The following is an 18,968-nucleotide window of genomic DNA, read 5'->3' as shown; positions in this document are numbered from 1 at the left end:
CAGAGAGCGGCTTCATCCAAGCGCTCTCCTCCGTCATCCGCGGGCGCCGTCCCAAGGATGACGATCTTTTGAGCTTCCGCGCCAAAAGCGGCCGACGATCAAAGCGGTCTGCTCGACTTTCACCCTCGCCGGCTGAGCAGAGCCGGCCTAAGGCTTCACGCGCTTCCGTTTTACAAGCCCCAACACCAGACGGCGGTCTGCGGCGCCTGTGAGCAACGACAGGGCGAAATAGATTGCCATCGCTACGGGGACGAGGACCAGGATCGCGGCGATCTGTGTCGAGACCGGATCGCTCGGGTTCAGCCAGTCACCGAGCTCCCACATCATGGCAATGAGAGACAAGCCCATCAGGCCTGCGCTGAGCAGCACCAGCGCCGAGCGCTTCATGAGTTGGCCGTCGATCTCCCAGAGCCCCTTTCGGTAAAGGCCCCAGAAAAGCAGACCTGCGTTGAGCCAGCCGGCAATGGTCGTCGCCAGCGCAATGCCCTGTTCGGCAATGATCTGGAACAGGACGAGCGAGAGGACGATGTTGGCGCCGGCCGAGATCATGGTCGCGATCATCGGGCTTCGGGTATTCTCACGTGCGAAATAGCCAGGCTGGAACACCTTCATCATGACGAAGGCAGGCAGGCCCAGAGCATAAAGGCCGAGGACGGCGGCCACCGCAGGGGTCGAGGACGGATCGAACTCGCCGCGCTCGTAGATGACGCGGATGATCGGCTCCGGGATGATGAAAAGCGCGACCGCCGCCGGTACGGTGAGGAAGAGCGCGAATTCGAGCGAGCGGTTCTGAGTATGCTGCGCCTCGGCCAGCCGCCCGGCTTTGAGCGAACGCGCGAGTTCGGGCAGGAGGACGACACCGATCGCGACACCTACCATGCCGAGCGGCAGTTGGTATGGCCGGTCGGCATATTGCAGGATTGAGACCGCACCCGGTTTGAAAGAGGCGATCGCCTGACCGACGAAAAGGTTGATCTGGGTAATACCGCCGATCAAAGCGGCGGGCCCAGCCAGGATCAACAATCGCTTCAGTCCATTCGTCCATTTCGGCATACGGAGCGAGACGTTGAAGCCGGCGCGGCGCATTGCGACGACAACGATCGCAAGCTGCAGCAGGCCCGAGGCGAGCACGCCCCAGCTCATCAAATAACCGGTCGACGGCTTGTCGTAACCGGCGACGATCGCATAGCCGATGACGCCGATCAGCACGAAATTGAGAACGGTCGGCGCGGCTGCGGCGGCAAAGAAGCGACGGAAGGAGTTGAGGATCCCCGAAACCATCGCCATCAGGGACATGCAGGCGAGATAAGGGAACATGATGCGCGAGAGGCTGACCGTCAGGTCGAAGCGGGCCGCGCACGATATGGCTTCCGCGCCGCCCTCCTCGTCGACGCAAAAGGCGAGACCCGGCGCGATGATCGTTTGCACCAGGAAGGGCATGAAGATCCAGGCAAGGATCGTGAAGACGGTGAGGATCGCAAAGAGGGTCGAATAGACCTCGGAGGCGAACCTGCGAGCGCCCGCTTCTCCCTCTTCCTCGAGCGAGCGCGAGAAGAGCGGAATGAAAGCCGCGTTGAACGCCCCTTCCGCGAAAAGGCGGCGAAAGAGATTCGGAAACCGGAAAGCAAGGTTGAAGGCGTCCGCCACCGGTCCAACGCCCAGCGCCGAAGCCATCAGCATTTCGCGGCCGAACCCGAATACACGGCTGACCATGGTCGCGCCGCCAACGGTCGCGAATTTTGAAATTAGGCTCATTTGTAATGAAAGCCGAAGGCGCTTTGAGATGGCATTGCATTCACCGAGGAAACCTCACCCTCGGCGCTCTCGAGAACGCTCTGCAGCCGCCGCTCTATTCGGGCGATTTTCGCTTCAGAGGTGACCTTCGCACCAATGAGATCGGTGACGTAAAAGGCGTCGATGATCTTCTCACCATAAGTCGAGATATGCGCCGAGCGGATGTCGAGGCTAAGATCGGAGATCGCGCCCGTGATGTCGGCGAGAAGACCTGTCCGGTCAAGCCCCTCGACCTCGATAACAGTCACCCGGTTCGACAGGCTGTTGTCGACGGTGATCTTCGGCTTGACTTCAAAGAGATCGGCCCGGCGCGTACCGCGGGACTGGCCGATCAGGCGGGACATGATGGTCTCGCCACGCAACAGCTTCTCGATGTTCTCGCAGATGCGCCGCGCGCGGCGCATTTCGTCTTCCTCGTTCTCGAAGGCACGCGAGATCGTCATCACGTCCAGCGCACGACCATCGGTAAGAGTGAAGATTTGCGAATCGGCAATGTTCGCCTTCGCGCCCGCGCAGGCACCGGCGAGTTGCGAGACGAGCCGCGGATGGTCGGGCGCCAGCACTTTGATGCGGGTTACTTGTCGGAAGGCATCCGTCGTAACCTCGGTCGCGAGTGGTTGGTTGTCGCCGGCGCGGCGGATGAACTCCGCGTCCGCAACTTGTTCGTCGATCGGTACTGTGAGGAAATAGTTGGGATAATGCAGTTCGAGATAGGCGTCGCGGTCTTCTTCGTTCCATTCGGACAGGCGACCTGCAAGGCGGCGGCGGGCGGCGATCAGGCGTTCTTCGCGGGAGGTCTGGGTGAAACCACCTGAAAGGGTCGGCTCGGTTTCGAGATATAGCGTGCGAAGAAGTTGGCCCTTCCAGCCATTCCATACTCCCGGCCCGACGGCGCGGATGTCGCACACTGTGACAACAGCCAGAAGCTTCAGGCGCTCGAGGGTGCGCACCCGCTCGGCAAAATCGATGATGGTCTTGCGATCGGCGAGATCGCGTTGCTGCGCCGTCATCGACATGACGAGATGATCCTCGACGAGCCATGCGACGAGTTCGGTTTCGCGCGAATCGAGGCCGAAACGCGGGCAGAGCTCGCGCGCAACGCGTGCACCGGCGATCGAGTGATCTTCCGGACGGCCTTTCGCGATATCGTGCAGAAAAAGAGCAACATAGAGGAGCCGCCTGTCGCGAAGCTTCGGCACGATCTCGGTCGAGAGTGGCAGTTCGTCGCCAAGCTCGCCGCGTTCGATCCGCGAGAGCTCGGCGACCGACCGCAGAAGATGCTCGTCCACCGTGTAATGGTGATACATGTTGAACTGCATCATCGCGACGATCTTGCCGAATTCCGGCACGAAACGGCCGAGCACGCCGACTTCGTTCATCCGCCGCAGATGAAGTGCCGGATTCTTTCGATCAGTCAGAACGTCGAGGAAAAGCGAGTTCGCCTGCGGGTTCTCGCGCAGATCCTTGTTAAGGAGCCGCAGGGAGCGGCGGATCAGTTTCAGCGCGTCAGGATGATATTCTAGGTCGTGCATTGCCGCGAGGCGGAAGATGCGGATGATATTGACCGGATCGCGCTTGAAGACGTCACGTGAAACGATGTTGATGCGGTTGTTGTCGACATGGAAGTCGAGCGTGCCGGCGATCGACTTCGCCCGGTTGCGCAGCGAACGGACGAAGCCCCGCAGGCCGGGCGCCTCCTTCGCCTCCTCCTCTTCCAGAGCTGCACAGAAGATGCGCGTCAGATCGCCGACATCCTTTGCGATGAGGAAGTAGTGCTTCATGAACCGTTCGACGGCCTGAAGGCCAGGATGAATATTGTAGCCCAGCCGTTCCGCGATAGTTGGCTGGAGGTCGAAGGATAGACGCTCCTCTGCCTTGCCCATTTCGAAATGCATGTGGCAGCGCACGGCCCAGAGAAAGTCCTCAGCCTTGGTGAACAGCGCCTGCTCGCGCCGCGAGAAGACGCCGGCCTTCACAAGCGCTTCCGATGTGTCCACGCGATAATGGTATTTGGCGATCCAGAAGAGCGTATTCAGATCGCGCAGGCCGCCCTTGCCCTCCTTCACGTTCGGCTCGACGAGGTAACGTGTATTGCCGGACTTCGAATGCCGCTGGTCACGCTCGGCGAGCTTCGCGGCGATGAATTCCCGGCTCGTGCCCTGAACGACCTCCCGGTCGAACCGCCGATCGAGCTCGGCGGCGACGTCCGCCTGACCGACGATCAGCCAACGCTCCAGGATCGAAGTTCGGATGGTAAAATCATCCTTGGCGAGCGCGATACATTCGTCGACGGTGCGTGAGGCGTGGCCGACCGTGAAACCAAGATCCCATAGGAAATAGAGAAGATATTCGGCAATCTTTTCGCCGATCGCCGAATTTTTCGACGGCATGAGGAACAGGAGATCGATGTCAGAGCCGGGCGCGAGCGTTCCTCGTCCATAGCCGCCAACGGCAAGAACAGCGATCCGCTCGTCCGTTGTCAGTTCGGAGTCTGCAAAGACATGGGCGAGCGCGAAATCATGAATCGTGCGGATCAGCGCGTCTTGCAAGGCTGCCAGGCGTCGGGCGCAAAGCGTTCCAAGATTGTCTGCAAAAAGCAGCTCTTGCACTGCGTTCCGGCCCTCGGTCACCGCGATCTTGAGACGCTCGAGAACCTTGGGACGGGGCTCACTGCATTCGCCATCGCGGTATTTCTGAGCGATGGCGTCGAGATCGGCCTTCAGCTTCTCCGTATCGAGGATACCGTCGAGAGAAACCAGTTCCTCTTCGGCTGGCGGAACGAGGGGGCTGGCTCCGTCTAGGGTCCGCTTTTCCACGACCGGAGCCGGTTCGAGCAGCGCGTTCTGGCTCATGCCAATCCTGAATTTCAGTGCAACGTGACGACGGCTTAGCCGCAAGAGGCATCTCTATAGAACAAAGCCTCCGCGAGAGCGAATACGGTGTTCAATAAGAATGCGGATTTCGAAGGGCTATGCGCACACGCGGTTCCGGCCAGTCTGTTTAGCATGGTAGAGCTTCAGGTCGGCGCGTTTGCAAAACTGGCCGACGTCGTCGTTGCGCTTGGAGACCGCGACGCCGACCGAAACCGAAACTCGAACCCGAAAATTGCCAGACCTTACGACGAGTTTGGCGATCGCCTCCCTGATCCGCTCGGCAAAGGCCGCGCAGTCGGCTTTGTTCATGTTCGGAGCGATGACGGCGAACTCCTCGCCGCCAAGACGTGCGACGACATCGTTGTGACGGGTAAATTCGAAGAGGCAGTTCGCGACAGACCGCAGTACCTCGTCGCCGACATCGTGACCGTGAGTGTCGTTTACAGCTTTAAAGTGGTCGAGGTCGAGCAACATCAAGCCGATTGGACGTCCGATCTTTTCGAATTCAGCGAGATAGTGGCGCATCGCCTCGTCGAAGAATCGGCGGTTATGCATACCGGTGAGCGCATCGGTGAGTGCTGCAGTTTCCAGATCTAGCGACCGCCGCTCGAGCGCGCCGGTCAGCGTCTGAAGCTTGCCCTGCTCCTTCGTCTGGCGCCGCATGCCGGGAAGTATCCAGAACGCCGATGTTGCCAACGTCGCAATAATTGCCAAGGCTGTCAGCGCAGCGGCGCCGACCGCCAAGAGCCGCTTACCCTCGTCGAGATAGGCCAGAAGCGGAAAAGCAGTCGCCAGGAGTACTACAAGGCATGCCGCAGCCAAAGACGCGGCAGTAATACAAATTAAACCAGGAATAACTGGGCGGGAAATAGTCATCTAATGGTTGTATGGACCGAGCCGGCATTCAATCTCTCATACTATAGGCAAAATGCCTTAATAGCTGGTTCCAAGGAGAAACAGAAGAGATCTCGTCCTTCGAACCGAATTCATCGATTATAACCCGGACTTATCGTAGAGGCGCCCTAACGGCGTTCTTGGCGAGACCTTTTCGTATTATTTCCGACCATGCCCAATAGCGCTGACAGCAAGTTATGCGCGTTCAGCCGAAGTCGGGGCCCCAGTCCCGACGCATCGTCGCCATGCCGTTCGAGCGCCCAAGCTCCTCGTAACCCGCTGCTTCGTAGACTTTAAGTGCAGGTTCATTGTCGAGCTCGACCTTCAGTGTGATCGAGATCGCGCCGAGATCGCGCGCCGCCTGTTCCGCCAATGCGGCGAGCTCTTTGCCAGCACCGCCGCGGGCGCCTTCTTCGATAAAAACGTATACGAGATGGCGCACTTCCGGACCGATCCCCACTCGCAATGCGAAGAAACCGACCTCGCGGCCTGTTTCATCGACTAGGTAGAATGACGCGTCGTCGGGTTCGTTCAGCCACTTCTCCTGCCATTCCAGCGGATCGAAAGGATGCTTGGCGTTCGGGTTGACCAGTGAGAGATCGTCCTCGTCGTTCAGAAGCGCCGCCAGAGGCATGAGATCAAAGGGTCGGTTGGGTCGCAGGGTCAGTTTGGTCATAGCCGCTTGCTGTCTCGGTCGTCGGAAGTGAAGCTCGGAGACCTGCTTCACATAGGAGCTACGCCTCTTCAACCGGAAGACCGAAACACCAGCGCGAACAGGGGAAGCGATCCATAGATACGACGCAAAAAGCCCCGGCAATCGCTTGCCAGGGCTTTGATGTTCTCGAACTGGATCGAAGGCTTACTTGTAAACCACCTGATCGTAGATCGGAGCCGGTTCCGAATAGACAGGGGCCGGCTCCTTGCCGATGCCACCGAACTCGTAGCGCAGACCGGCACGGACCGTGTGGATGTCGAAGCCGTTGTCGTAACCTTGGGTACCGCTCGCACCCGCGGCACGATCAAGTTCGTCATAGCCGAACGCTTCACCATCGTTGATGTGGGTCCATTTGTAACCCGCATCGAACTTCAGGTTGGCGGTAAGGTCGTAGCTTGCGCCAACTGTCAGGCCGTATGCGAAGCGCCAGCTATCCTTGCCGCCATGCTTGAGTGTTATGCCGCAGAAAGACGATGAGTAGTGGCTGCCGCACTTGAATTCGTTTTTCATCTCGCCGTAGGAGACATGAGCGAAACCAAGGCCACCGCCAACATAAGGCGTGATGCCGCCGTAGGTGCCGAGGTCGGCATACGCGTTCGCCATCAGGACCCAGATGTCGGTTTCCGCTCTGTCGTCGTAGCGGCAGTCGCTGGACGGCGTTCCGACGCAGTTTGAGGTCCCACGAAGGTCACTGCTGAAATAGTCAGCCGTGAAATCAAGGCGGGCAAAATCGTTGAAACGGTAACCGACACCGCCAGACACGAGGAAGCTCTCTTCCAGTTCGATCTCGTCATAGCTGTAGGTTTCGTATTCCAGATCATACCCATAGTGGTAGGGTACTTTGTACCGCCCGCGGGTCTTGTCGGAGAAAACGTAACCGACGTCGCCGCGCAGGTACCAGCCGGCTGTGGCGATCGGCTTAGGCTGATGGACGACCGGTGGCTCGACGTAGACCGGAGCTTCCTCGATCAAGTCGGCAGCATTCGCCGCAAATGGAAAAGCCGCCAAGGCACCAAGGGCCGCGACGGTGGTCAAGAGAGTTTTCTTCATAGCGATTTCCCCGCGTCAACGGCCTTCCGGCCACCCCTCGTGACCCTTTAGCCTTAACGAAGACGGTAAATCGGATGGGTTAACAGAGCGTTATGCGTCGAAAAATCGGCAAAAAAGAAGGGCGCCGAAGCGCCCCTTCTCGAGATCCTTAATAGACTCGTCTTCGAGCGAGCCGAATGAAGAAGCCCGTTCGACAGTGAACGAAGCCGAGAGTCTTAATTTCCGGTCTGGCCTTGCTGGATCGCGGTGTAGGGAATGTTGAAGGCAGAGTTCTGTATGTCACCGCCCTCCTTGACGTTGTAGATCATTACGGTGGTGTCGCGGCCCTGCTTGTCGCGAATTGTCCACTGCTTGAGGTCGCTCGACTGCGGATCGAACATCATCGTAATCGTCGAATTACCGAACACCGAACGGTCACCCATGACGATTGTCGTCAGATCCGGCTCCTCCCGCACACTGCGGATGTTCGCCGAGGAGAGGTTGATACGCCTGTCGAGAAGAAGCTTAAGCGGGGTTTGGGAGAGCGGATAGGTGTCCCAGGTGTTCAGCTTCTTGTTGTTGATTGCGACGGTCGTGCCATCTGCGATGACGCGAAGCGGCTGGGAGGCATAGTCGAAACGCACCTTGCCAGGCTTTTCGATGTAGAATTTGCCTTCGCTTTGGCGTCCGTTCGGATCGAACTGCACGAAATCTCCGTGCATCGAAGGAATACTGGAGAAGTGGTCCGCGATGCGTTGCGCTGCGCCGCTCTGCGCTAGCACAGGTCCGTTGAAAGCCGTTACAGCTGGAGCCGCGATGCCGAGTGCGAGCATCACCGAAAGGATAGAGCGGCCGCCGAAAGCCTTTGCTTTCCCCGCAAGCTTGGAAGAAATCATCGTGTTCGCCATTGTCGTCTGTTTGTCCGAGTCGGTTCCGTTCATCGTCTCGATACCGCGAAGATAACATCCGCGAAGCTGAACGGAACGCCGTTGTGAAGCCCATATGTTTGTAACATTGGGGCATTGCCATGTCTTGTGACATGACGGTTTCGTCATGAAGGGAAGCTGAACGCGGACACTTGCAGAGCGGCAAGTCGTGGTCAGTAAGACTAGAAGGAACCGAATCCGCCTATTGCAACAAAAACGGCAATCATCATGAAGACGATACCCAGAATGATCGTCGGGCGGTAGCCGAAAGGCCGGGCCCATGGCCAGATCGGGACGGCCATGATCATGACGAGAAACGCAATGACGACGACGATCGGCCCAATTCCCACATCCATTCTTGTGACCTCGCTTCGAAAGACCGCTCACATGACGATACGGCTTCTTTCGCAGGTCACATGCGCGCCATCGCGCTGAGGTCAATTGACAAGCCCACGAAGACGGCCCACGTCCGCTGCGAGATCGATGATTTCGAAGAGCTTTGCACGATGGATGACATGACGCCAACTCTCGGAGGACCACCGGCCGGACCACTCGACCGCCGTCGAACGATCGGTGTCGACGTGGGCGGCGTGATGGTGGGCGGCAACGCACCGGTTGTCGTGCAGTCGATGACGAACACCGATACCGCGGATGTTGACGCGACAGTCGCTCAGGTCGCGGCGCTCGCTCGCGCAGGCTCGGAGATCGTGCGCATAACGGTCGACCGCGACGAGGCGGCCGCTGCTGTTCCGAAAGTCCGCGAGCGGCTGGACCGGCTTGGTGTCGACGTGCCGCTCGTCGGCGACTTCCACTACATCGGCCATAAGCTGCTCGCCGATCATCCTGGCTGCGCCGAGGCGCTTGCGAAATATCGCATCAATCCTGGAAATGTCGGCTTCAAGTCGAAGAAGGACAAGCAATTCGGCGAAATCGTCGAAATGGCGATCCGCCACGATAAGCCGGTGCGCATCGGCGTGAACTGGGGTTCGCTCGATCAGGAGCTGCTTACCAAGCTGATGGACGCGAATAACGAGCTCGCCGAACCGAAGTCGGCCCGTGCCGTGACGCGCGAGGCGATCATCCAGTCGGCACTGTTGTCGGCCGAGCTTGCTGAGGATATCGGCCTGCCGCGCGACCACATCATCCTGTCTGCCAAAGTCTCCAACGTGCAGGACCTGATAGCAGTCTATCGCGATCTGTCGCGGCGAACCGATCACTGCCTGCATCTTGGTCTCACCGAGGCGGGCATGGGGTCGAAGGGCATCGTCGCCTCGTCGGCCGCAATGGGCATTCTTCTTCAGGAGGGCATCGGCGACACGATCCGCGTTTCGCTGACGCCCGAGCCGGGCGGCGACCGGACTCGCGAAGTCCAGGTCGCGCAAGAGCTTCTTCAGACCATGGGTTTCCGCCAGTTCCTTCCTGTTGTCGCGGCCTGCCCCGGTTGCGGCCGCACGACCTCGACAGTGTTCCAGGAGCTCGCTGAGAAGATCCAGAACGATATCCGCGAAAACATGCCGGTCTGGCGCGAGAAATATCCCGGTGTCGAGCAGCTTAACGTTGCAGTGATGGGATGTATCGTGAACGGTCCGGGCGAATCCAAACATGCCGATATCGGGATTTCCCTGCCCGGCACGGGCGAAAGCCCTGCCGCACCGATCTTCATCGACGGCAAGAAAGCGGCGACACTCAGAGGACCGAATATTGCGGCCGATTTCCAGGTGATGGTGACCGACTACATCGAGAAGCGGTTCGGGACCGGCAAGGTCCAGAACGCCGCGGAATAGGTCGCAAGACAAGGCGAGAGCTGCCGAACTTCCCGAACGTTCTTCGATCGATGACGCCAGGCGCTTAAAGTGCCTTTCGGCGCTCTAGGTGAGACGAGTCGGCAAAATGGCAACATCACCCAAACGAACTCTCACGTCGGACCGAGAGAGACCATCGATACCATTGCGCCTCGCCGCCATATCGGCAAACTCCTCGGACACTGAGTTGTTGTTGAACGTGGACCAAGAGGCGGGACGTGCGGCAATACGCGATCTTTTTTGGTCTTGGTCTGGCGCTGTGCCTTATCGCGCCTGCGACGAGCTTCGCGGCGAACGAGGCTGGAACTGTAAACGCTTCAAATCCTCAGGCTAGTGGGCATTCAGAGGCAAGGAAACCGGAAAGCAGCAAGTCTGGCGACGAGCGAGACATTGCTGTGGTCGTCAAACCGGACATGCCGACCGAAAGCGACCAAACCAAAGCCAAGGCGAACAAGGTCGAACCCAAGGTGGGGAGGACCAAAACCCCGACGACGGGGCAGATTTGCAACTTGATTGCGGACAATGCCGACAAGGTTCTGATGAACCGCGATTTCTTCGCACGACTGATCTGGAAAGAGAGCCGCTTCGACATTGGTGCCGTCTCACCGGTCGGTGCACAGGGAATCGCGCAGTTCATGCCCTATACGGCCAAAGAGAGAGGCCTCGCCGACCCCTACGACTACGTAGCGGCGATCCGGCATTCGGCGCTCTACCTGCGAGACCTGAAGAACGAACTCGGCAATTGGGGTCTTGCTGCGGCGGCCTACAACGGCGGCATCAATCGAATGAAGGGTTGGATCGCTGGCGGGGCAAGAGGCACCCTGCCCTACGAGACGGTCGAATACGTGAACGCGATCACATACCGGCCGATCGAATGGTTCCTGGAGACGGGCCGGGACGTGGAGAAACGCCCGCTCGACTCCAAAAAACCCTTCATGGAATCATGCTCTGATCTCCCGATCATGAAAACCCGCTCCGTCTTCGCATCGACCGAGACTCCAGAGGTTCGCCGACAGCCGTGGGGTGTTCAGGTGGCCGGTCACATCAATCGGTCCGTCGCCCTCAAGATGTTCGGTCGGGTACGCTCGCAATACGACTCAGTCATTGGCGGCAAGCAGCCCATGGTGATCAGGGCCCGTGCTGGCGGCCGCGCTCAAATCTATGCAGTCAGGATCGGCGCCGATAACCGCGATGAAGCGAGCCGCGTCTGTGGCCGGCTTCGCCAGCGGGGCGGCTCCTGCATGGTCGTCAAGAACTGACGGGTTCACCGCATCAGCGCGAGAACAGCACCGGTAGCGGCGTACTGCGCAAGAATTCGCGGGTTACCCCGCCAAACACGGTCTCATAGACCCGCGAATGCCCATAAGCCCCGAGAACAAGCATATCGGCACCGATCATCTTCGCCTCGTTGAGAAGTGCCTCTGCCGGATTGTGCCATACAGCAAGATGTCGGACTTCCACGGCGATGCCGTGGCGTGAGAGATGCCGCGCCATATCGGCCATGGGCACCAAGCGTCTTTCTTCGTCGGCGTTCGACTCCGCGACGTTAACAAGGGTTGCCGTACTCGCCCTCTTGAGGAACGGGATGCTGGCGGCGATAGCGCGGGCGCATTCAGGGGTATCGCGCCAGCCGATCACGACGGATTTCGCAAAACCGTTCACTTTGCTCAATACAGCGGTCTCGTCTGGAACGACGAGGACTGGTGCGCTCCCCTTGAAGAGCAGCGCCTCCATGATTTCGCGACCAGGCGCTGACAGCGCACTGCGGCCCGATGCGATCACGGCGTCGCTAACGCCAGCCATGGTGATTGCTGCTGCGAGGAGGTCGCCAATCTCGCCTTCCGCACGGCGCAGTTCCCACGTGCCGCTCAAAGCATCCAGACGGCTGCGGAGCGCCGCTTCGACTTTATCGCCTGCAGCTTTGCCGTTTTCGCGTAGCTGGGAGAGGAGGAAGGTCGACCCGGGCCCGAGAGGCAGGGCGCCGAGCTGGACATAATTCGTGTAAAGGACGGCAAGGTGCGCCCCGAAAGAATTGGCGATCCTCTCGCCGTAGGCAAGCGACGTCTCGTCGTGTTCAGAGCCGTCTGCGATGACTGCGACATCGGCAAGCCTGCTCTCAGTGCGAGATTCGTCAGCGGTCCCGATCGTCGGCGTGTCCCCGCTTGCTGCGAGTGGTTCGAGCATGTCGCCCATGGCACGTTCTCCTTGGTGAAACGCCGTTCTAACAAGGCTCAGACGTTTCACATCTTGCTTCAATTCAAGATGGGCGGGAAGACGTGATATGAGTCGCTTGGGGTAGAGGCTATCGCTCGGAAGTACCTGCTATCGGTTCAAGCAAGCTCCTCCGATCCTCCTCGCAACCGCTTTCTCAGGTCAAACTGGCAATCGCTTGTTTTTCCATAATTCTCTTCACCGGTCCCGGCTTGCGATGAAGCGAGCCGCTTCGAGCAGCACAGTCGCTTTGTCGCCGAAGGGCGCAAGTTCTGACTCGGCTTCGGCGACGAGGGCGGCGAGACGGTTGCGGGTCCATTCGATGCCTTTGAGGGCCGGAAGCGTTTTCTTGCCGCGCGCGCGGTCCTTGCCGGCAGCCTTGCCGAGTTGGGCCGCGTCGGCCGTCTCATCGAGGAGATCGTCGGCAAGCTGGAAGGCAAGGCCGATTATTTCGCCGAAGCGCCGAAGGCGCCGTTGATCTTCGCTCGAAGCGGCAGCTGCGATCGCGCCACCTTCGCAGGCGAAGGCGATGAGCGCGCCCGTCTTCATTGCCTGCATGCGGGCGATCTCGTCCTCGCTCAAGGCGCTCTGCTCGGCCGCGAGATCGAGTGCCTGACCGCCCGCCATCCCGCCAGCTCCGGCATCGGCCGAAAGCAGCGCGGCGATCCGCACGCGCGCTTCGGGTGGGATCTTCGACGCTCCGGCGACAAGGCCGAATGCGAGCGTCAAAAGGCTGTCGCCAGCGAGGATTGCCGTCGCATCGTCGTAGGCCTTGTGCACGGTTGGCCGGCCGCGTCGCAAGTCGTCGTCGTCCATGGCAGGAAGATCGTCGTGGACCAGCGAATAGCAGTGGATAGCCTCAAGCGCGCAAGCGATGTCGAGGACGGCGTCGTCTTGAATGCCGAAAATTCTCGCGCTCTCGATCAGGAGGAACGGCCTGAGCCGTTTGCCACCCCCGAGCGTGCCGTGCCGCATGGCCGCCAGAAGCCGTTCCGGCGCGCCTCGCGCAACGCGATCGTGGCCGGAGAGAATTTCGCTCAGCCTGCCTTCCACCAGTTCTGCGGTCTGTGCCAGGCTCTGCTCGAACATTACAAGCATTCCTCTCCATTTTCCTGCCTTCGTCTCGGGCAACTGTCGTCACTCGCCAGACCGATGCACCGGCATGGCGCGGACAAGTGAAAGAAGCGGCGTTGCCGTCACAAGAGCCGCCGTCTAAACCGAAGCTTGCTCAACCGCCACCGCCTCCGCTTCGATCTGCCGAGAGAGCCCGACCGATCAGTATGCTGCGCAAGATCGTCATCGCCGCCATCCTCTCCGGCCTGGTCCTGGCCGCGATCCCTCTCATCCTCGTTCCAGTCTACACGATCCAGCCGGTTCATCCCGTCTCCACACTCATCCTGCGCGATCATTTCACTTTCCGCCCCTATCTGCGTGACTGGGTCGATCTGGAGGAGATCGCGCCGGTCATGCGATATTCGGTGATCATGTCCGAAGACGGTCAGTTCTGCAGGCACGACGGCGTCGACTGGGTCGAAATGAAGGCTGTGGTCGACCAGTTTCTCGATGGCGAGGAGACGCGCGGAGCCTCGACGATCCCGATGCAGACGGCGAAAAACCTGTTCCTCTGGAACGGTCGCTCCTATGTCCGAAAGGCGATCGAACTGCCGCTGGCGCTTTATCTCAATCTCGTCGTGTCCAAAGATCGAATTCTCGAAATCTATCTCAATATTGCCGAGTGGGACGAGGGCATCTACGGGATCGAAGCGGCGAGCCAGCACTATTTTGGGCAGTCGGCAAGCAGTTTAACGGAGAGGCAGGCCGCCCTCCTGACTGTGACGCTTCCAAACCCCGCCGGGCGAAATCCCGCAGCCCCGACGAGGCGGATGAATGCGCTTGCCGATCGCGTTCAGCGTCTTGCCCGTGCTTCAGGCGATTACGTTGGCTGCGTGAAGACAGAGGCGTGAGCCATCGGGCCACATTAAACCCTTTGCAAGAGGCGCGAGGTTTGATATGGGCCGTCCCAAGATTTCCCGTCATGGTGAAGCTGGTCCATTCGCATTTCGCTTGCGGAGCCGGTCGCTTTGACCGCATGGGAAGCCTGAACGCCCAAAATGGCGAGAAGGCGTGGAGAGTGAACGACATTTCTCGGTCGAGAGAAGCGATGGGCCAGTCCCGTCCGACGGCCGATACTGAGTGGAGCGAGCGATGGCCGTACCCAAGAGAAAAACCACCCCGTCCAAGCGCGGCATGCGGCGTTCGGCCGATGCACTGAAGAACCCGACCTATGTCGAGGACAAAAATTCGGGTGAGCTGCGCCGTCCCCATCATATCGATCTGAAGACGGGCATGTATCGCGGCCGCCAGATCATGACGCCGAAGGACTGATCGGTCTGGCATCGACGACAGGAATCAGCCCGGCACCGGCGACGGTGACCGGGTTTTTCGCGTCTATGCACGGGCAAGCCGTCGGCCGAGGTCGCCCGGTCGAAGGACCTGCTCGCTGTTGGCAGGACTGGCGAACGCGGTAGGTTGCCGAGGAGCTCACCACGGGACGAGGCTGCCATGCGCCGCGAAATCCTCGCAAGGATATCCGCATTCGAGAACCTGACCGGTGCAAAGACTCCGATCGGCCTTGCGCCGATGGCAGGCGCCTGCCCTCCGGCGCTTTCGATCGCTGTCGCCAATGCGGGCGGCATTGGTGCGTGCGGCGCCCTTCTCTTCGGACCGGACGAAATCGCGGATTGGGCCGAGTCGTTCCGGGCCGGTTCCGATGGCCCTTTCATCATGAACCTGTGGGTTCCCGACTCTGAGCCCCATCGTGATACCCTTCAGGAAACCCAGATCAGAGAAGCGCTTTCTTCCTGGGGGCCGGCGGTCGCCGCGGATGCGGGCGAAACTCCGATCCTGGACTTCGACAGCCAGACCCACGCGATCATCGAAGCAAGACCGACGGCTTTTTCATCCATCATGGGGCTGCCATCGCAGGACAACGTCGAGGCATTGAAGGAAGCGGGCTTGCTCTGGTTCGCGACGGTGACGAGCGTCGACGAAGCCCGCCAGGCCGAAGAAGCCGGGGCCGACGTCATCGTCGCGCAAGCGTCAGAGGCCGGCGGACACCGCGGAAGTTTCGATCCGGGGAATGCCGAACTGCAATCCGTTGGTGCGCTCAGCTTGCTACCGACAATCGTTGACGTGGTGTGCTGCCCGGTGGTAGCCGCCGGCGGCATCGCGGACGCGCGGACCGCCATCGCCGCGCTGACTTTGGGGGCATCCGCCGTGCAGATCGGCACCGGCTTTCTCAGAACGCCGGAAGCAGGGCTTAATCCTGCTTGGGCCGATGCGCTTGCCGAAACGTCCCCGACCGACACCGCGCTGACCCGTGGCTTTTCCGGCCGTCTGGGCCGGGCAGTTCGCAATCGCTATGTCGCGGCGATCGAAGCCGGAGATATTCCCGATCCTGCACCTTATCCGATCCAGCGTGGGCTGACCGCCGCCATGCGCAAGGATGCGATAGAGAAACGAGACATCGACCGCATGCAGGCCTGGGCGGGCCAATCCGCGCGACTGGCACAAGCGCGTCCTGCAGGTGACATTCTCACGGAGATCGCTGAAGACATCGAAACATTTCTCGCGTGAAGCGAGCCTAGCCGAAAAGCGCCTCAGCCCTTTTCGTCTGTCAACCGATCGATTTTTTCCTGCATCGCGGCGAGTTGCGTACGCATCGCCTCGAGTTCCTGATTAGGATGCTCGGCTTCATGAGGCGACTTCGCGCCGCTGGCGCCGTTGGCCGCCCCCGCCATGAACGGGTTGAACATCGCCATCGCCTTGCGGAACATCTCGGTGTTGGTCCGCACTTGAGCTTCCATCATCTCGATCGGCGTCTTGCCGACAGCGCTCGTCATGGTCTCGCGAAAGCGCTCCTGCTCCCGTGCAAGAGCCGCCATCGACTGTTCCAGATAGCTCGGCACCACCATCTGCATCTGATCGCCGTAGAAGCGGATGAGCTGACGCAGGAAAGTCGTCGGCATCATTGCCTGACCGGTCTTCGATTCCTGCTCGAAGATGATCTGGGTGAGCACCGCATGGGTGATATCCTCACCAGTCTTGGCGTCTTGGACGAGGAATTCCTCGTTGAGCTTGATCATCTGCGCCAGGTTTTCCAGCGTCACGTACTGGCTCGTCCCGGTGTTGTAGAGCCGCCGATTGGCGTACTTCTTGATGATCGTCACATCGGACTTTTTCGCCATGCCTTCGTGCCCCCAAAGACAGTTCTCGATCCGTAGACCCGTGCCGAAGACGGGATTGTCGCTGCACTGCATTAAGGAGTGGCACATTTTGCACCGCTTTCCAAACCCAATCGCGCGGCATCGTTTTGAAACCAAACCGGGATGACGGCTTCGCACTGCGAATGTGCACCTGCCAACATTCCGCGGCCATTTGACTTGACGCCAGGAGCTATCAAATTGTCGATGGAAAGCGGAGCGGACCGGGATGAAGCCTCAAGAACGTCGCGGCGGCAGGCTCCACCACAATGAGGGAGTAGACCCATGAGCAATACCGAATCCATCGTCATCGCCGGCGCCGCGCGGACCGCAGTGGGGTCCTTCAACGGGGGTCTGTCGAGCGTTCCGGCACACGAACTCGGTGCCGCTGCGATCAAGGAAGCCCTGTCCCGCGCCAAGGTCGACCCGAATGAAGTGGACGAGGTCATTATGGGGCAGATCCTGACGGCCGCGCAGGGTCAGAACCCCGCACGCCAGGCCGCCATGGCCGCCGGCTGCCCGAAGGAAACCACTGCCTGGGGCCTGAATCAGTTGTGCGGATCGGGCTTGCGCACGGTCGCGATCGGCATGCAGCAGATCGCGATGGGCGATGCGAAGATCATCGTAGCGGGCGGCCAAGAGTCGATGTCCATGGCACCGCATGCCCAACATCTGCGCAAGGGCCAGAAGATGGGCGACCTCAAGCTTGTCGACACCATGCTGAAAGACGGTCTTCTCGACGCCTTCAACGGCTACCACATGGGTAACACGGCAGAAAACGTCTCGAACCAGTGGCAGATCACGCGGGAGATGCAGGACGAGTTCGCCGCAAAATCCCAGAACAAGGCGGAGGCCGCGCAGAAGGCCGGCCGCTTTAAAGACGAGATCGTGCCCTTCACCGTGAAGGGACGGAAAGAAGACACGGTCGTCGAGGACGACGAGTACATCAAATATGGCGTGACCGCAGAAGGCATCGCCAAGTTGAAGCCGGCCTTCGACAAGGAGGGCTCGGTCACGGCGGCAAATGCCTCCGGCATCAACGACGGCGGCTCGGCCGTCGTCCTCATGACCGAATCGGAAGCCGAAAAGCGCGGCATCACTCCGATGGTTCGTATCGTTTCTTGGGCGACGGCCGGCGTCGATCCCTCGATCATGGGAACCGGCCCAATTCCCGCCAGTCGGAAAGCGTTAGAGAAGGCCGGCTGGAAGATCGACGACCTCGACCTCGTCGAGGCAAACGAAGCATTCGCGGCCCAGGCCTGCGCGGTAAATAAGGATCTCGGCTGGGATCCGGAGATCGTCAATGTCAACGGCGGCGCAATCGCGATCGGCCATCCGGTCGGCGCTTCGGGCAATCGCATCTTCAACACACTCATTTTCGAGATGCAGCGCCGGAACGCCAAGAAAGGCCTCGCCACGCTCTGCGTCGGTGGCGGTATGGGCGTTGCCATGTGCGTCGAGCGGCTCTGACCGGATAAAGCGCAGATGAGAAGAAACGGCCCTCGCCATATGGCGGGGGTCTTTTCCTTTCGAGGGGGCAAACAGCCAAGTGCGGAAGGTGCCGATGTCCGAGCACGCGTCATCCATCGTCAACAGCGTTAAGCTGGAGCCCTTCGAGCAGCTCGTGTTTTCCGGAGGTGGCACACGCTGCTTCTGGCATGGCGGCTTTTGCGAACATGTGCGCAAACCGCTCAGACTGATGCCGAAGCGCATAACAGGCGCGTCGGGTGGCGCTATGTCGGCTGCATGCTTCATCGCGCAGCGCGAAGTAAAACTCCTGGAGACGATGGGCGCGGCGTTCCTCGACCGAGACGAGAACATCAGCACGACGTTGAACGAGATTCAGGAAGACGGTCTGACGCCGCATCAAAGGATCTACCGGGAGGTCGTCACGGAGGTTCTGGACGACGATGCGATACAAGCGGTCATCGACGGCCCGCAATTTCAGGTCCTTATCGCCCATCCGCCAACCGAAATCTTGCCGAAATGGTCGACCTTTCCCATGATGGCGGCCTACTTGCTGGATCTTACCGTCCGCTCTACCCCACACGTCGAGTGGCCGGCGAAGCTCGGAGCCGACAGCAGCCTCGTCGACGCGCGTGAAGCGGCGAAACAGGGCAAGCTTATCGACCTCATATGCGCGGCCGCCGTCATCCCCCCGGTATTCAACGTCGAAGGCTGGGAGGGCAAGAAGGTGATCGACGGTGGGATGACTTCCAAGGCGCCCTTGCCGTCGCCGGACGAAGGACGCACGCTGATATTGCTGACACGTCGGTTCAAGAACCTGCCGCAGACCGAACGGCGGCTCTACATTCAACCTTCTGACGAAGTGCCTGCGGACAAGATCGACTTCACCGATCGTGACAAGCTCTATCGGACCTGGGAATTCGGCGAAAAGGACGCCCACCGCTTCCTTGCCGCCGACGAGGCAGGACTGTTCGACAGCCGAGGGCGCGGTTGAG

The 18,968-nt window shown here is 60.0% G+C and carries 17 protein-coding genes; 7 read left to right on the top strand and 10 right to left on the bottom strand.

What is annotated here, in order from left to right; genetic code table 11:
- Nucleotides 1-147: 147 nt before the first annotated feature.
- From murJ to FP2506_RS18280, 7 genes are all read right to left on the bottom strand, one after another.
- Complete coding sequence (murJ, locus tag FP2506_RS03180) at nt 148-1,755, bottom strand: murein biosynthesis integral membrane protein MurJ (RefSeq protein ID WP_007065941.1); 1,608 nt, start codon at nt 1,753-1,755, stop codon at nt 148-150.
- Nucleotides 1,752-4,646 carry a [protein-PII] uridylyltransferase gene (locus FP2506_RS03175; RefSeq protein ID WP_007065940.1) on the bottom strand — a complete coding sequence of 965 codons (2,895 nt, stop codon included), beginning with the start codon at nt 4,644-4,646 and terminating at the stop codon, nt 1,752-1,754. The genes murJ and FP2506_RS03175 overlap by 4 nt, the downstream gene beginning before the upstream one ends.
- A gap of 117 nt (nt 4,647-4,763) precedes the next feature.
- On the bottom strand, nt 4,764-5,330 hold the full coding sequence (locus FP2506_RS03170; protein WP_244404117.1) for a GGDEF domain-containing protein: 567 nt from the start codon (nt 5,328-5,330) through the stop codon (nt 4,764-4,766).
- Between the two features lie 436 nt (nt 5,331-5,766).
- Nucleotides 5,767-6,237 carry a GNAT family N-acetyltransferase gene (locus FP2506_RS03165; RefSeq protein ID WP_040488874.1) on the bottom strand — a complete coding sequence of 157 codons (471 nt, stop codon included), beginning with the start codon at nt 6,235-6,237 and terminating at the stop codon, nt 5,767-5,769.
- 183 nt (nt 6,238-6,420) lie between these two features.
- Nucleotides 6,421-7,326 (bottom strand): outer membrane protein, encoded by a 906-nt coding sequence (locus FP2506_RS03160; RefSeq protein WP_007065937.1) that lies wholly within the window; start codon nt 7,324-7,326, stop codon nt 6,421-6,423.
- Nucleotides 7,327-7,541: 215 nt separating this feature from the next.
- On the bottom strand, nt 7,542-8,201 hold the full coding sequence (locus FP2506_RS03155; protein WP_040489351.1) for an outer-membrane lipoprotein carrier protein LolA: 660 nt from the start codon (nt 8,199-8,201) through the stop codon (nt 7,542-7,544).
- A 212-nt stretch (nt 8,202-8,413) separates the two neighbouring features.
- Complete coding sequence (locus FP2506_RS18280) at nt 8,414-8,587, bottom strand: DUF3309 family protein (protein ID WP_007065935.1); 174 nt, start codon at nt 8,585-8,587, stop codon at nt 8,414-8,416.
- 159 nt (nt 8,588-8,746) lie between these two features.
- On the opposite strand from FP2506_RS18280, the gene ispG reads away from it, so the two are divergent.
- Together ispG and FP2506_RS19335 are read left to right on the top strand one after the other, a co-directional pair.
- Nucleotides 8,747-10,015, top strand: a complete 1,269-nt coding sequence (gene ispG, locus FP2506_RS03150) for a flavodoxin-dependent (E)-4-hydroxy-3-methylbut-2-enyl-diphosphate synthase (protein WP_040489350.1) — start codon at nt 8,747-8,749, stop codon at nt 10,013-10,015.
- A 413-nt stretch (nt 10,016-10,428) separates the two neighbouring features.
- Nucleotides 10,429-11,292, top strand: a complete 864-nt coding sequence (locus FP2506_RS19335; protein WP_274533401.1) for a lytic transglycosylase domain-containing protein — start codon at nt 10,429-10,431, stop codon at nt 11,290-11,292.
- A 13-nt stretch (nt 11,293-11,305) separates the two neighbouring features.
- Here the strand turns inward: FP2506_RS19335 and FP2506_RS03140 are convergent, their stop codons facing one another.
- Entirely contained in the window at nt 11,306-12,226 is a 921-nt protein-coding gene (locus tag FP2506_RS03140; protein WP_007065932.1) for a universal stress protein, read from the bottom strand.
- A 216-nt stretch (nt 12,227-12,442) separates the two neighbouring features.
- Nucleotides 12,443-13,342 carry a polyprenyl synthetase family protein gene (locus FP2506_RS03135; protein WP_050764977.1) on the bottom strand — a complete coding sequence of 300 codons (900 nt, stop codon included), beginning with the start codon at nt 13,340-13,342 and terminating at the stop codon, nt 12,443-12,445.
- A gap of 182 nt (nt 13,343-13,524) precedes the next feature.
- Between FP2506_RS03135 and FP2506_RS03130 the strand changes: the two genes are divergently transcribed.
- The 3 genes from FP2506_RS03130 (at nt 13,525) to FP2506_RS03120 (ending at nt 15,880) form a co-directional block, all read left to right on the top strand.
- Nucleotides 13,525-14,208 (top strand): biosynthetic peptidoglycan transglycosylase, encoded by a 684-nt coding sequence (locus FP2506_RS03130; RefSeq protein WP_007065930.1) that lies wholly within the window; start codon nt 13,525-13,527, stop codon nt 14,206-14,208.
- Nucleotides 14,209-14,449: 241 nt separating this feature from the next.
- A complete protein-coding gene (gene rpmF / locus FP2506_RS03125; RefSeq protein ID WP_007065929.1) occupies nt 14,450-14,629 on the top strand; it encodes a 50S ribosomal protein L32 in 180 nt (59 codons plus the stop codon).
- A gap of 177 nt (nt 14,630-14,806) precedes the next feature.
- A complete protein-coding gene (locus FP2506_RS03120; protein WP_007065928.1) occupies nt 14,807-15,880 on the top strand; it encodes an NAD(P)H-dependent flavin oxidoreductase in 1,074 nt (357 codons plus the stop codon).
- Between the two features lie 23 nt (nt 15,881-15,903).
- Here FP2506_RS03120 and phaR read toward each other — a convergent pair whose 3' ends face one another.
- Nucleotides 15,904-16,491, bottom strand: a complete 588-nt coding sequence (phaR, locus tag FP2506_RS03115) for a polyhydroxyalkanoate synthesis repressor PhaR (protein ID WP_040489348.1) — start codon at nt 16,489-16,491, stop codon at nt 15,904-15,906.
- A gap of 300 nt (nt 16,492-16,791) precedes the next feature.
- Between phaR and FP2506_RS03110 the strand changes: the two genes are divergently transcribed.
- A complete protein-coding gene (locus tag FP2506_RS03110; RefSeq protein ID WP_007065926.1) occupies nt 16,792-17,976 on the top strand; it encodes an acetyl-CoA C-acetyltransferase in 1,185 nt (394 codons plus the stop codon).
- Between the two features lie 94 nt (nt 17,977-18,070).
- Nucleotides 18,071-18,967 carry a patatin-like phospholipase family protein gene (locus FP2506_RS03105; RefSeq protein ID WP_007065925.1) on the top strand — a complete coding sequence of 299 codons (897 nt, stop codon included), beginning with the start codon at nt 18,071-18,073 and terminating at the stop codon, nt 18,965-18,967.
- Nucleotide 18,968 lies beyond the last annotated feature (1 nt).

The sequence above is a fragment of the Fulvimarina pelagi HTCC2506 genome (assembly GCF_000153705.1).
Lineage (GTDB): Bacteria > Pseudomonadota > Alphaproteobacteria > Rhizobiales > Rhizobiaceae > Fulvimarina > Fulvimarina pelagi.
Note: the sequence above shows the minus strand (reverse complement) of the source record. Positions and strands in the feature narration are given on the sequence as shown.